General features: G+C 58.5%; 17 protein-coding genes. 2 read left to right on the top strand and 15 right to left on the bottom strand.

Annotated features, from left to right (window positions below):
• Positions 1-17: 17 nt before the first annotated feature.
• Together ACZ1HN_RS11535 and ACZ1HN_RS11530 are read left to right on the top strand one after the other, a co-directional pair.
• Positions 18-899, top strand: coding sequence for a hypothetical protein (locus ACZ1HN_RS11535; RefSeq protein WP_472727596.1), 882 nt, complete (start codon positions 18-20; stop codon positions 897-899).
• A gap of 263 nt (positions 900-1,162) precedes the next feature.
• Positions 1,163-1,920, top strand: a protein-coding gene (locus ACZ1HN_RS11530; protein ID WP_472727595.1) for an IS5 family transposase whose coding sequence is annotated in 2 segments (ribosomal slippage) — positions 1,163-1,487 and positions 1,487-1,920 — 759 coding nt in all. Because the reading frame shifts where the segments join, the coding sequence is not laid out codon by codon here.
• Between the two features lie 193 nt (positions 1,921-2,113).
• Here ACZ1HN_RS11530 and xylA read toward each other — a convergent pair.
• From xylA to ACZ1HN_RS11455, 15 genes are all read right to left on the bottom strand, one after another.
• The gene (gene xylA / locus ACZ1HN_RS11525) at positions 2,114-3,415 is read right to left on the bottom strand and encodes a xylose isomerase (RefSeq protein WP_472727594.1); all 1,302 of its coding nucleotides are present in this window, start codon (positions 3,413-3,415) and stop codon (positions 2,114-2,116) included.
• 31 nt (positions 3,416-3,446) lie between these two features.
• Positions 3,447-4,658, bottom strand: coding sequence for an NAD(P)/FAD-dependent oxidoreductase (locus tag ACZ1HN_RS11520; protein ID WP_472727593.1), 1,212 nt, complete (start codon positions 4,656-4,658; stop codon positions 3,447-3,449).
• Complete coding sequence (locus ACZ1HN_RS11515) at positions 4,655-5,830, bottom strand: aldose 1-epimerase family protein (RefSeq protein WP_472727592.1); 1,176 nt, start codon at positions 5,828-5,830, stop codon at positions 4,655-4,657. The genes ACZ1HN_RS11520 and ACZ1HN_RS11515 overlap by 4 nt, the downstream gene beginning before the upstream one ends.
• Positions 5,827-6,630, bottom strand: a complete 804-nt coding sequence (locus ACZ1HN_RS11510) for a 3-methyl-2-oxobutanoate hydroxymethyltransferase (RefSeq protein ID WP_472727591.1) — start codon at positions 6,628-6,630, stop codon at positions 5,827-5,829. Before ACZ1HN_RS11510 ends, ACZ1HN_RS11515 begins: the two co-directional genes overlap by 4 nt.
• Positions 6,631-6,634: 4 nt before the next feature.
• Positions 6,635-6,952: a MocE family 2Fe-2S type ferredoxin gene (locus ACZ1HN_RS11505; protein ID WP_472727590.1), complete on the bottom strand. Its 318-nt coding sequence runs from the start codon at positions 6,950-6,952 to the stop codon at positions 6,635-6,637.
• A gap of 9 nt (positions 6,953-6,961) precedes the next feature.
• Complete coding sequence (locus tag ACZ1HN_RS11500) at positions 6,962-8,041, bottom strand: fatty acid desaturase family protein (protein ID WP_472727589.1); 1,080 nt, start codon at positions 8,039-8,041, stop codon at positions 6,962-6,964.
• 62 nt (positions 8,042-8,103) lie between these two features.
• The gene (locus tag ACZ1HN_RS11495) at positions 8,104-9,018 is read right to left on the bottom strand and encodes a sugar phosphate isomerase/epimerase family protein (RefSeq protein WP_472727588.1); all 915 of its coding nucleotides are present in this window, start codon (positions 9,016-9,018) and stop codon (positions 8,104-8,106) included.
• Positions 9,019-9,042: 24 nt separating this feature from the next.
• Positions 9,043-10,128, bottom strand: coding sequence for a Gfo/Idh/MocA family protein (locus ACZ1HN_RS11490; protein WP_472727587.1), 1,086 nt, complete (start codon positions 10,126-10,128; stop codon positions 9,043-9,045).
• Between the two features lie 15 nt (positions 10,129-10,143).
• Positions 10,144-10,578 carry a TOBE domain-containing protein gene (locus ACZ1HN_RS11485; RefSeq protein ID WP_472727586.1) on the bottom strand — a complete coding sequence of 145 codons (435 nt, stop codon included), beginning with the start codon at positions 10,576-10,578 and terminating at the stop codon, positions 10,144-10,146.
• The gene (locus ACZ1HN_RS11480; RefSeq protein WP_472727585.1) at positions 10,565-10,726 is read right to left on the bottom strand and encodes a hypothetical protein; all 162 of its coding nucleotides are present in this window, start codon (positions 10,724-10,726) and stop codon (positions 10,565-10,567) included. The genes ACZ1HN_RS11485 and ACZ1HN_RS11480 overlap by 14 nt, the downstream gene beginning before the upstream one ends.
• On the bottom strand, positions 10,702-11,169 hold the full coding sequence (locus ACZ1HN_RS11475) for an ATP-binding cassette domain-containing protein (RefSeq protein ID WP_472727584.1): 468 nt from the start codon (positions 11,167-11,169) through the stop codon (positions 10,702-10,704). The genes ACZ1HN_RS11480 and ACZ1HN_RS11475 overlap by 25 nt, the downstream gene beginning before the upstream one ends.
• Positions 11,169-12,263: an ABC transporter ATP-binding protein gene (locus ACZ1HN_RS11470; RefSeq protein WP_472727583.1), complete on the bottom strand. Its 1,095-nt coding sequence runs from the start codon at positions 12,261-12,263 to the stop codon at positions 11,169-11,171. Before ACZ1HN_RS11470 ends, ACZ1HN_RS11475 begins: the two co-directional genes overlap by 1 nt.
• Positions 12,260-13,198: a carbohydrate ABC transporter permease gene (locus ACZ1HN_RS11465; RefSeq protein WP_472727582.1), complete on the bottom strand. Its 939-nt coding sequence runs from the start codon at positions 13,196-13,198 to the stop codon at positions 12,260-12,262. Before ACZ1HN_RS11465 ends, ACZ1HN_RS11470 begins: the two co-directional genes overlap by 4 nt.
• Positions 13,195-14,055 (bottom strand): carbohydrate ABC transporter permease, encoded by an 861-nt coding sequence (locus ACZ1HN_RS11460; RefSeq protein ID WP_472727581.1) that lies wholly within the window; start codon positions 14,053-14,055, stop codon positions 13,195-13,197. Before ACZ1HN_RS11460 ends, ACZ1HN_RS11465 begins: the two co-directional genes overlap by 4 nt.
• Before the next feature lie 79 nt (positions 14,056-14,134).
• Positions 14,135-15,736, bottom strand: coding sequence for an extracellular solute-binding protein (locus tag ACZ1HN_RS11455; RefSeq protein ID WP_472727580.1), 1,602 nt, complete (start codon positions 15,734-15,736; stop codon positions 14,135-14,137).
• Positions 15,737-15,893 lie beyond the last annotated feature (157 nt).

Here is a 15,893-nt window from a genome sequence, read left to right as displayed (position 1 = left end):
TATCCGGAGGGCTCGCGATGGCCGATCTGAGAAATCCCGAGTTTTCCGCTGTCGGAATTGATATCAACATCCGTGCGGCCGAAATGCACCTGCTGGTAAACGATGTGCCCACATTCGATCCATCAGAACCCCTTGGCGGACCATCCGAGATTGATACGCAGATCCGCTTGAACGCCTCGTTTCAGCGGGGCAAGAACACGGTCACTGTCATGCTGCGCATGTTGCCGGACAATGACCTTGGATTGGCCCCGTACTTTCGGATGGATCTGGGCTACTGGGATTTTCTAGCTGCTCCGGAACAGTTTGACGGACGCCCGATGGCCGTGCGGATGCAGGTCGACCAGGTCGCGCCCGAGATCGGCGAACCGGCAGAGCAAAAATTAACTACGGCCATCGAAGCACAACCTCTGATAGAGTCCAGTCCACCTATCGAAGTAAGCCGCAATGGCGCGGGCTGGGTCGTATATCAATTTCATGTAATGATTGATGTGAGTTTGCCCAAGATGGCGTGGATGGAAGGGCAAATTTTGGAAGACACGCCGCAATTGCGGCAATCGTTGATCGCCGAGATGCAGGCCGTGCATAGGGCACTAGGGCAAGGCGCGACAGCCGCTCGCCCCTACCTGGATAAGTTTGCCGCGCGAACGGCAGCGGCTGTAGGGGCACCACCGGATGCCTATTACGCACGTTCGATCATCCCGCTGATCGATGACCCGGAAACGGCCCTTGTTCCCTTCGATGTTGCGGAGGCCGAGTTCCGCATTTTCGGGAATGGGCGGTTGGCGGCATTTGTCCCCCTGCCGCATCGTTTTGCCAGCATCGCTAATGAAGGCTGGCAAACAACGCTGTATCTTTATTATTGGAAGGATACCCAAGGGAATTGGCGCATCAATCATTGACCATTTAGTACGGCTGCGCCGCCCTAATCTGTTAACAAGCGTGTATCCTATTTCCCTCGGTGGAATTCGCTTCCGGATTCGGCATTCGGTTTCGCGGTCTGGGACGGCAATGCGGACTTGGGTTTCCCCGCCCTGCCGGTTGAGGTCTCTTGCTATGAGGGTTTGGCCCGTCTGTCCGGTACCGGACTCTGCATAGCTAGGGTCAGGATGCATTGATTTTCAGTGCGCTGCATGATTCACGGCTTGGAAAACGGAGCGGTGACATGAGCGACCTTTTCTGGCTGAGCGACGAGCAGATGACCAAGCTTTCCCCTTTCTTCCCGAAGTCGCACGGCAGGCCACGGGTCGATGACAAAAGGGTGTTGAGCGGGATTATCTTCATCAACCGCAATGGGTTACGATGGCGAGATGCGCCTGAGGCCTCCGGGCCGCACAAGACGCTCTACAGCCGGTGGAAACGTTGGAGCGAGAAAGGTATCTTCGCCCAGATGATGGTCGGCCTGGCTGCCGAACACGGCCAGGAAAAGACCGTGATGATTGATGCGACCTATCTGAAAGCACACCGTACCGCGACCAGCATGGCCGCGAAAAAGGGGGGCGTGGCCGCCTGATTGGTCGAACCAAGGGCGGCATGAACACCAAACTGCATGCTATCTGTGACAGCCAAGGGCGGCCGCTCAGCCTTTTTGTCACCGCTGGTCAAGTCAGTGACTACATCGGCGCGCGAGCGCTACTGAACAGCGTACCAAATGTGGACTGGCTGCTCGGTGATCGCGGCTATGACGCCGACTGGTTCCGAGATGCGTTAAAAGACAAAGGCATACGCGCCTGCATCCCGGGTCGAAAGCAACGCAAGACTACCGTGAAGTACGACAAACGCCGATACAAACGGCGTAACCGGATTGAGATCATGTTCGGCAGGCTCAAGGACTGGCGGCGGGTGGCGACACGCTACGACAGGTGCCCCAAGGTCTTCCTGTCCGCAATCGCTCTCGCAGCGACCGTAATCTATTGGTTATGAATCCTGACCCTAGGCACAGGCTGGACGCTTTTCTTTTTTCTTTCCTCGGGCAATTCGAAAAAAAGAGATAGTGACAAGCGCAGCACGCGAGCTTCACAAAAATTGGTCTGCCGCGCTGGAGGCAGGGCTCAATCAGTTCTGCAATCGCGCAGAAAGCTGACAATCGAGGGGCATCCCTTGTGGGTAGGCGAATTTATACAAAGCGATTCACGATGTTTTCGAGGCGTTCTTGCCTGCCGGAACGTGGTTCGGGGTTGATGGCATTTTCGCGGGTCAATGCCTCGATTTCTGCCAGATTTGAAGCCACCAGTATCTGGCCCAATTCACTTTCCCATCCTGAATATCGTGCGGTGCGTTGCTCTTCCAAGGCGCCGCTTTCAAACAGAGCTGCAGCGGCCTTGAACCCTGCCGCACAGGTGTCCATTCCTCCGATATGAGCAAGGATCAAGTCTTCGGGATCAATTGATTGGCGGCGCAACTTCGCGTCGAAGTTTGTGCCACCAGTCGTGAATCCACCGGCACGCAATACTTCGTAGTAGGCCAACGCAACCTCTGGCACGTTGTTGGGGAATTGATCCGTGTCCCAGCCTGACTGGTAATCGTTGCGGTTCATGTCGATGGAACCGAATATGCCCAGCTCGCGCGCCATGGCCAGTTCGTGCTCGAAACTGTGCCCGGCAAGAATTGCGTGACCCTGTTCGATGTTGACCTGAACCTCGCCTTGCAACCCGAACTCCTTCAGAAAGCCGTAGACCGTAGCGACGTCATAGTCATACTGATGCTTGGTGGGTTCCTGCGGTTTGGGTTCGATCAGGATCGCGCCCTTGAAGCCTGTCTTGTGTTTGTAGTCCACAACCATTTGCAGCATGCGACCCGCCTGTTGGCGTTCACGCCCCAGATCGGTGTTCAGAAGGGTCTCATAACCCTCGCGCCCGCCCCAAAGCACATAGTTCTCGCCGCCGAGCTTGATGGTTGCATCCATGCAAGTCTTGATCGTGGCCGCGGAAAAGGCAAACACCTCCGGATCGGGATTTGTGGCGGCACCTGCCATGTAGCGGCGGTGCGAAAACAGGTTCGCTGTGCCCCAAAGCAGCTTCACTCCGGTCTCGGCCATCTTTTCCGTGAAATAGTCTACCATTTCCTCGAGGTTCCGCATGTTTTCGGCAAAACCCTGACCTTCAGGTCGCACATCGGCGTCGTGAAAACAGAAGAACGGCAGGCCCAGCCGTTGAAACATGTCAAAAGCGACGTCTGCCTTGTGCTTGGCCAGCGCCATCGTGTCCCCGAACCAAGGGCGTTCAAAGGTCTGACCGCCAAACGGATCCCCGCCGGGCCAGGCGAAGGAATGCCAGTAGGCCGCCGAAAAGCGCAGGTGATCCTTGAGTGGCTTGCCCATGATCATTTCGTTCGGATTGTAGTGGCGAAAAGCGAATTCGGTTGTGGTTTCCGGCCCCTCAAAGGCGATGGTGGGTATATCTTTGAAAAAGTCCGTCATATGTGGGTCCGTTCTTCTGGCTGGGGGCGGTTCAACGCTGTTTCAGAATGGTTTTCAGAGGCGTGTTCGGGTCCGCAAGTGCGGCGGGATCTGGGGTCACACCGGCTTGCATGAGTTTTTGGATGATCTTGATGTCGCGACCCACGGCATTGCCGGAGGCAAAGCCCGCGGCGGCGGTAAGTGTGCCATTGTCGTCGGTTTCGATTGTGATCAATCCACCTGACGGCAAAGGGCGCAGGATCCTCGTTCCAGCAGGTGACGGCTGGCCGACGACTTGCAGGGAATGGTCAAACTGATCTGACCAGAACCAGGGGGGCGGCGTGGGGTCAGGTGTGACACCTGCCATGACCTGTCCGGCGCGATACCCCTGATCCCGGGCCACTTGCCAGGACTCAAACCGGGTGCGCCCGGCGCCCTCGACAGGCAGGCTGCAGCAGTCACCGGCGGCAAAGATATCTGGATCATTGGTGACAAAACACCCGTCAACGGCAATGCCATTGTCCACTGTCAGCCCTGCGTTTGCAGCGAGGACGGTGTTGGGTTCTGATCCGATCCCGATGATGAGATGTTCTGCCCGCACACTTTGCCCCGTGGACAGGGACACCAGGTTGTTCTTGATCGCATCGACAGTGGTGCCCGTGTGAACTGTCACCCCGCGCTTCTTGTGCAGATCGAGGACCATCTGCGAGATTTCAGGTGGTACCGCACGGGCCAGGATCCGCTCCTGTGCCTCGATGACATGGACAAAGGCCTTGCGCGTTGAAAGGCTGGCGGCCAGTTCCAGCCCGATAAACCCGCCACCGATGATCATCACGTCAGACCCGGCGCCGACGTCCTGCGCCAAATTCCTGGCGTCCGTGTAGCTGCGCAGGTAGCGTTCACATTCGTCCGACAGCGCGTGGGGCGGCAAGTGTCGCGGGGATGCGCCGGTCGCGAGCAGGAGTTTGGCATAGGGCAGCGTGACCCCGGTGCCAAGCGTCACGTTTCGTGCGCTGCGATCTATGGCGGTGACCACGGCACCCCGTTTGAGGTCGATCCGGTTCTGCGTATACCAATCTTCGGGAAAGATCGGTTGCAGGCGCGGCATGGCCCCGTCCCATTTTGACAAGGGCGGGCGTTCATAAGGCCATTCCGGGTCGTCCCCGACCAGGGTAATCGGACCGTCATAGCCAGCCGCGCGCGCGCCATGGGCCGCGCTCAGCCCGCAATATCCAGCCCCGACAATGACGATACCTGCCATCATTCCCGGCCCGGAATTGTCCGAAAATGGCCGGAGGGTGTGGGAAAGGGGTCAATTGGTTGTTGCTGCGTGGCCTTGATCGCGGCCTCGCTTTCCGCGATCTCATCCGCATTTGTCAGCACCCGGAACCGGACGGTGTAGCATCGGCTGTCGCCATGGCCGAGCCAGATCATCTCTCCCCGGTCGCGGGCGAACTGGTTGCCCAGCACATGATGCGTTGAGGGTTCGATACCGAAGGCATAACCGCCCGACTGCAGGTGCTGCCATTCGTAGGTGCAGGGCAATTCGGATTTTCTTGTCTTCACCTCAAGCCCAAGCGGCAGCGCGTCATTGACCAGTGCGATGGCGACGTCGCCTGCTGTGTCGGCCTTCATCTCGTGCTGCCAGACTTGTTCGCGGAAGGTATCGGCAGGGCCGGAGGGCCGGGCATAGCCGACGCCCTGGTCGGTGTAGGTATCGGCGTGGGCAGCCCAGACCACGTCTTCGATCGGGGCGAGATAGCGCGCGCCTTCGGCGAGAACCGGGTACCCTAGATTGATGTGATAGCACAGCATATGCGGCGTGCGGTTGAAGCCGCGGTTTCGCACTTCGTCGCTGAGTTGGATGTCATTGGTGCCGACCTCGATCTCGATCCGACGGATCAGTTCGAGGTCTTCGGCAAAGACAGCCGATTGGCGCACCGTACCTTCAGCCCAGAGGAAACAACGGTCGCCTTCCCACCTTTCGCCATAACCGGTCAGGCGCGCGGGCAACATGCTGACACGCCCATGGATGCCGTAAGTCGCAGTGGGGCGTCCGGGATAATTGTATTCGGGCACATCTGCCGTGTGGCTTCCCAGAATGTGATCCAGCCCGCAGGTCATCAAAAGTCCAGAGAACGAGCGCATGAAGCCCAGACCATCTTCGCCTTCGGGATCATGCAGGGCGGGTGCACGGAAGCCTGGGGCAGAGGTCCAGCCAATGGCCATGCCGTTGTAGTCGCAACTCCCAATGTCCAGGCATCGGTCCACCATCAGGGTAAAGCGCAGGCCCGTACCAGAGCGGAATTCCAGTACCCGCTGGCCGGCCTCGGCCCCATCGGCCAGCGTCACCAGCCTTACACCTGCGAATTGGGAAAGATCACCAGACAGTGCGGCGACTTCCCGACGTGTCAGTTCTTGGCCATAGAGCCTCACGAGGCCGCATCCAGTTGAGATATGAAGCTGTCAAGCTCGCCCGGATCCATCTTCACGATGTGGCGGTCTTCCGGGTAGGCCAGACTATCCACGTCGGATTTGAATTCCTGGAAGGCCGCGATGCGTTCGTCTTGCAACCGTGCAAACTCGGCGTTGAAATCGCGGTAGACCTTGCCGTGGCGTGGAACCTTGCCGTGGGTTTGACCCAGAATGTCATCGGCAAAAAGATATTGCGCATCGCATCCGGTTCCTGCGCCCATGGAAATCAGGAACAGCGACGTGCGCTTGCAAATTGCTTCGGCCACTTCGACCGGCACCACTTCGATCTCGGCGCCAAAGGCCCCGGCCGCCTCGTACTTGCGCACCGCATTCATGATCTCCAACGCCGATTGCGCGGTCTTGCCCACGGCCTTGAACCCGCCGGTCCACGTGGCCCGCGACGGGATCAGGCCCACATGGCCAATGACGGGGATTGCCTCATCCGCCATCTTCTTGACCGTGCCGAAACCAGCGCTGCAATAGACCGCATCGGCCCCCGCGCGGTACATCTGGAAGGACCATCGCAGGAAATCATCCGGCCCGCCGATCTCATAGAAATTGTCACCCGGCATGGAGAAGAGGCTAGGCGCGGCGTCCCGGTATTCGGGGTCAAGCAACAGGTCAGGAGGGATCGAGACGATGTCGATGCCCGCCTTTTCCGCCGCTTCCGCCTCTTGTAGGGTCATCACACGCAGCATGGTCAGCTGGCGCGTGCCACGGATGGCGCGCAGATCGGCAATTGTGGGTCTGGTACGAGGCATGCGCTTACTCACTCAGTTGCATTTGGACCCGGCCATCCACAACCCGGACCGGGTAGGTGCCCAGATGATCGCAGGCAGGCAGGCGTGAGGCCTTGCCAGTTTTGTAGTTGAACTGGCCGTTGTGCTTGGGGCATTCGATGATGTGGTCCATCACCAGCCCGTCAGCCAGATGCACCTGCTCATGGGTACAAAGCCCGTCGGTGGCAAAGAATTCGCCCTCGGGCGAATGGTAGATAGCATAGCTATGCGCACCGTGGTCGAAGCGGATGACATCCTCCTCCTCGATGTCATCGGTGGCACATACATCAATCCAGTCAGACATCGGGGCCTCTCAAATCTCGTGAAGGTCTTCGCGGTAAGGTTTCGCGGTGGGCGGCAGTTCGCGGCGCACGAAATAGTCTTCGTTTCGCAACTGCCGCAGGAAGGCCGGGACCATCTCTCGGTAACCGTCCCAGATTGAGGGGTTCGGCGCGGGCAGATCGTGTTTGATCAACTCATGCAGTTGCGGCAGCGCGTGGAACGGGACCATCGGGAACATGTGATGTTCCACGTGGTAGTTCATGTTCCAGTAGATGAAGCGACTGACAGGGTTCATGAGCACGGTGCGGGAATTCAGCCGGTGATCGGTAACGTTGTCGGCCAGCCCGCCGTGCTGCAATAGCCCCGTCATCAGCATGTGCCAGCAACCGTACATGCGTGGCCCGCCGATCAGGATCAGAGGCAACCACGAGCCTATGGCGACCGCCACCGCAATCGTCGCGCCATAGATCAGGACATGCACGCGGGCCGCAAAAACGGCTTTGCCGTGCTCTTGCTCGGGCACGAAACTCAGCTCGTGTTCCTGAAGCACGCCGCCCGCATTCAGCAACAGCGCCTTCATCGAATACCAGACGTCATAGACGCCAACAAAGTTCAACACGACCTTCAGTAGATCCGGCGGGCGCATCACAGCGATCTCTGCGTCGCGCCCGACAATCACTGTGTCGGTGTGGTGACGCGCATGGCTCCACCGCCATGTGACCGGGTTGCGCATCACCAGAAAACTGGCGAACTGGTAGACGGCGTTGTTCATCCAGGCCGTTTTGAATGCCGTGCCATGGCCGCATTCGTGCCAGCGCGCGTCACAGGCTGATCCATATAGTACGCCGTAAACCAGCACGAAGGGCAACACCCACCACGATCCCCAAAGCGCGATGACACCTGCACCTGAGGCAGCCAACAGGCCAAGCCAGATCAGCGTGTCCCTGATGGCGGGACCATCGCTACGCTTCATCAAAGCCTTGATTGCCTTGCGATCCACTTCGGTGTGATACCAGTCAGCCGAGGCAAGGCCGCGCGCAAAGGCCAGCTGAGCATTCTCATCTGAGAGTCGATAGTCGCGTGGCGGAGTGTTGGTTGTCACAGTGGTCACAGTCGGCTCCTGCGCTGATTGGGTGGAATGGCCCGGACCCGCAACGGTCCGGGCGGGTGGTGTCAAAGGCCGTTCTCAGACAGCTTCTGATCCAGAAACGCCTTGGCGCGCGGCACGTCACTTTCGTCCAGATGTTCGATGATCATCGAAATGTTGGGATGTTTCTTGGCCAGCCGCCGCAGGTAGAGGTCGTAATTCAGCACACCCAGGCCGGGTGCGGGCAATTCGATGGCCCCTACTCCACGGAAGGTATGGCTTTCGGCCGCATCGTCATCGCCAATATCAGCGTGCTTTTCCGCACCATCGTCTTCGGCGCGGGCGACGTCCTTGGCATGGGCGAGGTAGATCTTGTCTGACAGCGCATCAAAGACGTGGTTCAGTGTCTCGTCCATCTTGTCGATGTTGTGGTCCTCGAAATAGTTCGTGGGATCCATGATCAGACCCAGACCGGGATGATCCACTTCCGCAAACATCCGCAGGGTTTCTTCGACCGAGCCGACGACGTTGTTCACATAGGTCTCAAGAAGAAAGACCGCGCCGTGGTCATAGGCATATTGCGCCAGTTCGGCGATGACCGTTCTGCAGTCATCCCAGCCTTCTTCGGTCTTATTCTTTGGGTGGTGGACCCAGTCACTTTCCGTATCGAACGTACCGGTTTCTGAGCAGACGTAGGGAGAGCCAAGATATTGCGCGTGGCGCAGGATTTCCTTGAAGCGGTCCAGCAGGACCTTCCGTTTGTCGAGGTCCGGATTGATGATGTTGGTGTAGCAAGAAATGGCCGAGACCGGCAGGTGGTGACGCCGAAACATCTCGCGCACCTGAATGCACTTGTCTTTGGTGATCTGACCGTCGGAGACGTCCAAATCCTTGAAATGCATGTCGAGTTGCACACAATTGAAGTTGTGCGACCGGATCACCTTGGCGGTTTCTTCCAGCGTGTAGGGGAAATACCCCGAGAATATCCCTGTTTGCATCATTGGTCCGTTCCTCCCGTTCGATGTTCAGTGTTTGATGTCGTTCATGTGCACGGTTTTCCCGTGTTCGATGGATTGATAGGCCGCCTCGACAAGCGCCATGGTGCGCACGTTGTCGGCCACGTTCAGCGCAGGTTCAGTCCCGCTGTCGAGTGCGTATTGCAGCTGCTCCATCACGCCGATGAAGGCATGCGGGAACCACATGGTGTCCCATTCCGGCGTGACCCATTTGCCGCCCGAGTGGCTTGCGCTGGCATAGCTGAGGGTGGAGGGCGCGCCCGTGGGCCAGCCGATGCTGCCCTTGGCGACGCCCTTGGTGCCTTCGACGCGCCAAGTGATGACCTGATCGTCTGCAAAGCTCTCTTCGCGCGGTCCGGCCCAGACGTCTTCGAGCGACAGTGCCATTACACCGGAAGCAAAGCGTAGCGTGGTGGCGACGATCCCATCCTTATGGGCAAAAGCGGTGCGCGGGTCTTGACGAGTAACAGAGGTGACCTCGGCCACATCGCCGAAAAGGAACCGGAGGGCATCAAGGTGATGCACGCTCATGTTCGCCAGTGTCAAACGGTCGTAGTCTTCCAGAAATCCTTGCCAATGCGGGATCGCATTCATGTTGATCTGGGCAAAGACAGGCTCCCCCAGCGCGCCCTGATCCAGCAATTGTTTGAGCACCTGCATGGATTGATCAAACCGCATGTTCTGGTTGACCGACAGGATCTTGCCCGCTGCTGCAGCCTCGTCACGCAGCGCAACGGCCTCCTCCAATGTCAGCGCCAGCGGCTTTTGCGCCAGGATCGCCTTGACGTTCGGGGCGGCGAGTGCTGCCCGGATCAATGCAGGTTGTTGATCAGGAGGATAGGCGATGTCGACAATTTCGACATCTGGATCAGCGATCAGCGCTTCTGGCGTGTCATGCACAACAGGGATGGACCAGCGTTTGGCCACGTCCTCGGCCCGCGACTTTGTGCGAGATGCGATCGCGACAACGTCAAACCCGGCTTCTGCGTAGGCGGCGAGGTGGCATTCGGCCATGATCATGCCTGCACCGATGCAACCGATCTTGAACTTTTTCACCCGAATGTCCGGGTCCGGTTTGAGGTCCAGCTTTGTCATCTCAATTGCCTTTCTTCATGCTGCGCTCAGCGCTTTGCCTTGTGCGTCGAAACAGTGCAGCGCCCCGGGTTCCACGCTTAACTCTACCGGTGCGCCGATGCTGTGCTCCGGCTGACCGCGCAAGGCGGCTTTCCAAGCCACCCCAGCGGCCTCAATCGACAGGATCGTAGTGGCACCCAGCGGTTCGATTCCGGTCACACGGCCTGGCCCGTCCTTGCGCGCCACGGTGAGGTGTTCAGGGCGGATACCGACAACGCTGGTGCTCTGGTTGATGTCCGGTGTTTTTGCCAGCGCGCCAATGGCCTCTGCCGTACTGGCCATGTTCATCGCAGGGGAACCCAGCATAGAGGCCACATAGGTGCTGTTGGGTGCATCATAGAGGTCATGTGGCGCTCCGATCTGGCACACGCGGCCTTCCTCCAAAATCAGCATCTGGTCAGAGACTGACATCGCCTCTTCCTGATCGTAGAGTCACATAAATCAGCGTCTTGGCCATGTCCTGCTGCATCCGGCGCAGCTCGACCCGTGTTTCCTCGCGCAGCCGCGCATCGAGCGCCGAGATCGGATCATCCATCAGATAGGCGACCGGATCACGCACCAACGCGCGGGCAATTGCAACGCGCTGCCGTTCCCCCCGGACAACTGGGAAGGCGGCTTGTGCAGGATGTGGGCCATGTGAAGCTTGTCAGTGACCTCAGCCACGCGGGCCTTGATCGTCGCCTCGTCGATGTTGCGTTCCACCAGCGGGAAGCCCACGTTTTCCAGCGCTGTCATATGCGGAAAGAGGGCGAGGTTCTGAAACACCATTGCCACGTTCCGGTCCGGCGGGCTGATGTCGCGCATGGGACGATCGTCAAAGAAAATCTCGCCGCTGTCGGGTGTTTCAAGCCCCAGAATGAGTTTCAGGATCGTGGATTTGCCGGAGAGTGGCGGCCCGAAGAAACAAAAGAATGCGTTGTCGGGCACGTCAAAGCTGACCTGATCCACCGCCAGCACACCGCCATAGGACTTGGACACATTTTCAAATCGGATGGAGGTCATTAATTCGGTCTCCCCATAAGCGCCTGACCCGTGACGGGGTCAAAGAGGCGAATGGCGTCATCTGGCACCGCGAAGGTCCAGTCTTTGCGCGCCGTTGGGGTGACGACGTCCGACAAAAGAACAGCCTTGGCCGACGCCGCGCCTTGCTCCATGTGCACGATTGTGCGTGCGCCGATCCGTTCGACAAATCCCACCTGCATTGTCAGTCCCGCCTTGGCCGCGTTGATCTGTTCCGGGCGGAACCCGACCAGGACATCGGGTGTTGTCAGCCGCGCTGCGGCGGCCTGCAAAGCAGGCGGCAGGGCGACCGAACCCAATCCCGGAAGGTCGACGGCGACGGTGTCTGCCTGCTGGGTGAGCCTGCCGTTGAGGATGTTCATGCCAGGTGCGCCAATAAACCGGGCCACGAAGGTATCCGCCGGGTTGTTGTAAATCTCCAGCGGAGTGCCGACCTGCAGGAGCTTGCCGTGATCCATCACCGCAATCCGGTCGGCCATTGTCATGGCCTCCAACTGGTCATGGGTCACATAGACCATTGTTTGTCCGAACTGTCCTTGCAGGCTCTTCAACTCCGACCGCATGACCGCACGAAAAGCCGCATCCACGTTGGACAATGGTTCATCGAGCAAGAAGATCGCGGGCTCCAGTATGGCGGAACGGCCAATGGCGAGACGTTGCAGGATGTTAACCGATAGGCCTGCGGCAGGGCGGTCCAGCATGGGCTCCAGTTGCAGCAGTTCCGCAAAGGCCTGCACGCGTTTGGTCATTTCGCCCGCCCGTACACCCTGCGCCCGAAGACCATAGGCGAGGTTTTCGCGCACCGACATATGGGTGAAGATCGCGTAGTTCTGAAAAACGAAACCCACACCGCGTTTCGCCATGGGCACGTCCACCACGTCCAGCCCGTTGAATTTGATGGTGCCTGTGGAGGGCCTTAACATGCCCGCAATCATGTTCATCGTCGTGGATTTGCCGCAGCCCGAGGGGCCCAGCAGCGCCATGAACTCGCCGTTGGCGATGGTCAGGTTCATATCTGCCAGCGCGGTGAAATCGCCAAAGCTCTTGCCAAGGTTTTCCAGTGCTATCTCGCTCATCCGTCTTGCCCCCGCTGCATGCGTTTGATGGCAAAGATCGAGACCACCGACAGTACGATCAGAATGGCCAATGCGATCGCCGCGACATAGCTCCAGATCAGTTCCTGTTGTGTGACCTTGTAGATATAGACCGAAATGGTCTCCGTCGCGACGCCGGGGCCGCCGCCGGTCATGATGAAGAGCGTGTCGAAAACCTTGAATATCTCGATCACCCGAATAGCCAGGGCAATGATGATGATCGACTTCATCCGGGGCAGCACGATAGTGAAGAACCGCCGCCACCATGACGCACCCAGCAGGATCGCCGCCATTTGCTGATCCTGTGGCACGCTGATCATCCCCGCCAGAAGGATCAGGAACATCAGCGGTGTCCATTGCCAGATGTCGGCCACCATGACCGCGATCAATGCAAGGTCGGGATCCGATAGCCAGGCGATGCGCACAGGCTCGCTGGTGAAGAAAGACAGCAGGTCATTGACCGGTCCCCCTGACTGGAACAGCATAAAGAACATGTAGCCGGCAACCGCTGGCACCACCATCATGGGAACCAAAAGGGTGGAATAGAGCACCCGCTTGCCGCGAAAGTCGTCCACAAACAGCACCGCGAGGCCAAGACCCAACAGGAACTGAACCGGCACACAGACCAGCATCACAAACAACGTGCGCCACAATGCGCCCCAGAACCGACTGTCCGCCATCAGGTCGGTGTAGTTGAGCAACCCGATCCAAAGCTCATGCGCCCGCCACCATGGGATGCCATCCAGCGGCGACCAGTCAGTCAGGGAAATGTAGACCTGCATCAGAATGGGAAACAGTGCGATGAATAGGACCAGCAACTGCGCAGGCAGCGTCAGCCACAGTCCGAGACGCGCGGCAGAGCTTGCTGGCGTTTCGGCTTTCTCAGTAGCTGGCATCAGTGTTGTGACCTCGGTCATTCTTTCAACGCTCCGAATGTCAGGCCGCGAACAAGGTGCTTTTGGATGGCGATGCCCATGATGATGGGCGGCACGGCGGCAATCACCCCCAAGGCGGCCTTGGCACCATAGAGCTGGCCTGTCATTGAGGATGAGAGCGACGCCATATAGACAGGGATGGTTGCCCAGTCGCGTGTCGTCAGCAGCAGTGCGATCAGGTAGTCCGACCAATTGAGGATAAAGACAAAGAGCGCGGAGGATGCCAGCGCAGGGCGCATCATTGGCAGCGTAATCCGCAGGAACACGCGCCAGCGCGTGCAGCCTTCGACCAGGGCCGCATCTTCGATCTCGCGCGGCATGTCGTCAAAGAAGGTTTTCATCAGCCAGAAGGCAAACGGCAGTGTCACGATGCCATAGATCAGCGACAGCCCGAACCAATTGTCGATCAGCCCCAAAAACGACCACATGATCATGACCGGGATCATCACGGCCATCGGTGGAAACAGGCGCAACTGGATCAGTGCCAAAGGCAGGTTGCCACCCTGACCAAAGCGTGAAAGCCCGTAAGCCGCAGCTGTTCCAGCCGTCATGGCGATCAGCGTGCCAACGCTCGCTGTTAGCAAAGAGGCGAAGATCGGCCGCCCTGCCGTGCGTTCCAACGCCACGATCAACTCGGTAGAAGATTGGCCAAAGATAAAGCGGAAATTGTCGAGTGTCGGATTGCGCGGCCACCACGTCAGATCAGCCCCCGCCGCCGACCATTCGGCGATCGGTTTGAACGCCATGGAAATCATCCACAGCGTCGGCACGAGCGAAATCGCGACGATAATGATGATCACGGCATATCTGAAAATCTCGAAAGTGACCGAGCGTTGCATGGGGCGTCCGTATGTTTCTGTATCAAAAGGAGGGAAGAGGCAGGTGGGAGTCCCCTGCCTCTTCGCTCAAGGCGTTGTGTTAGACAGGATCAACCAGATCCGGCCAAGCCGCCTTGTTGGCCCGGACGGCTTCGACCAGCTTGTCTTCGCCGACCCGTCGCGCGATGCGCTTCCACTGCCGTTCGGTATTGGCCATGGCATCCTCGGCAGACATTGATCCGGTCAATGCTGCCACAAGGTTTTCATCCAGCGCATTGTGGAAGGCCGTGGCACCGGGATAATTGATCGTTGGCACGGTCCGGCGCACGGATTCCCGCACGACATCCATGTGATAGTCATGATAGGTCTGACGTACCAACGGATCAGAGAAATTGGCCAGTTGGAAGGGATCAAAGAAGCCACCCGGGTTGGCCGTCATCCATGAATAGATACGCGACGAGCCCAGCCATTGCAGGAACAGATAGCACAGTTCGGGATGTTCCGACTGGGTCGAGACAGAAGCCGACAGGTTGAACCACAGCACCGTTCGGCTGACACGCCCATCCGCGTGGTCCCGGCCAGGCGGCAGGTGCGAGCCGATCTTGCCCGTCACGCTGGACCCGTCATTGCCCGGATTATCCAGGAATTTCGGCAAGTTGGAAAACGCACAGGTCATCGCGGCACCGCCAGTGGCAAAATTGCCGTACTGCTCGGGCCAGCCCCAGGAGATCGCGTCCGCCGAATGGTGCGATAGCGATGCGACATATTCCATCGTCGCCTGCACCCCTTGTTCGGAGTTGATCAACGCGGTGCCGTCATCGGCAAAGAGAAACTGGTTGGGCGACGCCATGGTCACATACCGCTGATACCAGTTGGTATAACCCCACCCCTGATTGCGCAGGTCCGTACAACCGATCAGCCCCTCGTCAGGACGGTGGAAGAACGCGGCGATTTCGTCATGCTCTTTCCAGGTCTTTGGCGGCGCGAGCTGGTAGCCGTACTTGTCGGCGAATGCAGCTTGCTCTGCCGGATCACCGAACAGGTCAGTCCTGTGGTTCCACGTTTGGAAATCTCCGTCCAGGCAAACTCCGTAGACCGATCCGCGATAGCCATTCAGCAGGCTGACCCCTTGTTCGCCGCCCACGTAGCCACGCTCCGGTGCGTCCCATTCCGGTTTGTGCGTCTCGACATATTCATCGAGATTGACGATCCCACCGGACTCGGCAAGGTCGCCCAACCGGTTCCATTCAACCGCATAGATGTCAAAACCACCCCCCTTGGTGGAGATGTCCTGCATCACCTTTGTGAATTCCTGACCGTTCGGGACACCTACGATATCCAGTGTGATGCCGGTTTCCTGCTCCCACAGTTCCTTGATCGATGGGGCGCCTTCGGGAAACGGCTGTGTGATCTGACCAATTGAGCCGTCGGACAGGCCCAGAACGATCCGATCCGGTGTTGATCCCGCGTCCTTCATCGCGCGCACTGCTTCGATGGCGCGGCCTTCGGGCGTATCAGGGCCATATTGATAGCGTTCAGCGCCGTCGAACCCGGTTGGTCCGCCAATCATCCCTGCAGCAAGGCCAGAGGCGGCGCGCGCACGATCCGGACGCAGATAAAGTGGTGTTGCGACTGCCAAGGCAGCGGCACCCGTTGATGACGTCAAAAACGACCGTCGTGACAGTTTGGATTGATCTGGCATTTTCCCTCCCACGGGATCTGAGTGTCCCTGGTGGAGCAGGTTTGATTGGAAATGGTCTTATCGCAAACATCATTTCCCATCATTTTCTGCCATTTTCTTTCTATTCGAACAAATTCACCCAAGAAGTGCAGAAATAATCTTCCAAAACTCTGAAATG

The sequence above is a fragment of the Tateyamaria sp. GN1-10 genome (genome assembly GCF_055693845.1).
Note: the sequence above shows the minus strand (reverse complement) of the source record. Positions and strands in the feature narration are given on the sequence as shown.

Bases quoted from the DNA above. Each gene is read 5' to 3' on its own strand.
- ACZ1HN_RS11535 (WP_472727596.1), top strand. From the start codon at position 18: ATGGCCGATCTGAGAAATCCCGAGTTTTCCGCTGTCGGAATTGATATC.
- xylA (WP_472727594.1), bottom strand. From the start codon at position 3,415: ATGACGGACTTTTTCAAAGATATACCCACCATCGCCTTTGAGGGGCCG.
- ACZ1HN_RS11520 (WP_472727593.1), bottom strand. From the start codon at position 4,658: ATGATGGCAGGTATCGTCATTGTCGGGGCTGGATATTGCGGGCTGAGC.
- ACZ1HN_RS11510 (WP_472727591.1), bottom strand. From the start codon at position 6,630: ATGCCTCGTACCAGACCCACAATTGCCGATCTGCGCGCCATCCGTGGC.
- ACZ1HN_RS11505 (WP_472727590.1), bottom strand. From the start codon at position 6,952: ATGTCTGACTGGATTGATGTATGTGCCACCGATGACATCGAGGAGGAG.
- ACZ1HN_RS11495 (WP_472727588.1), bottom strand. From the start codon at position 9,018: ATGATGCAAACAGGGATATTCTCGGGGTATTTCCCCTACACGCTGGAA.
- ACZ1HN_RS11490 (WP_472727587.1), bottom strand. From the start codon at position 10,128: ATGACAAAGCTGGACCTCAAACCGGACCCGGACATTCGGGTGAAAAAG.
- ACZ1HN_RS11485 (WP_472727586.1), bottom strand. From the start codon at position 10,578: ATGTCAGTCTCTGACCAGATGCTGATTTTGGAGGAAGGCCGCGTGTGC.
- ACZ1HN_RS11475 (WP_472727584.1), bottom strand. From the start codon at position 11,169: ATGACCTCCATCCGATTTGAAAATGTGTCCAAGTCCTATGGCGGTGTG.
- ACZ1HN_RS11470 (WP_472727583.1), bottom strand. From the start codon at position 12,263: ATGAGCGAGATAGCACTGGAAAACCTTGGCAAGAGCTTTGGCGATTTC.
- ACZ1HN_RS11465 (WP_472727582.1), bottom strand. From the start codon at position 13,198: ATGACCGAGGTCACAACACTGATGCCAGCTACTGAGAAAGCCGAAACG.
- ACZ1HN_RS11460 (WP_472727581.1), bottom strand. From the start codon at position 14,055: ATGCAACGCTCGGTCACTTTCGAGATTTTCAGATATGCCGTGATCATC.
- ACZ1HN_RS11455 (WP_472727580.1), bottom strand. From the start codon at position 15,736: ATGCCAGATCAATCCAAACTGTCACGACGGTCGTTTTTGACGTCATCA.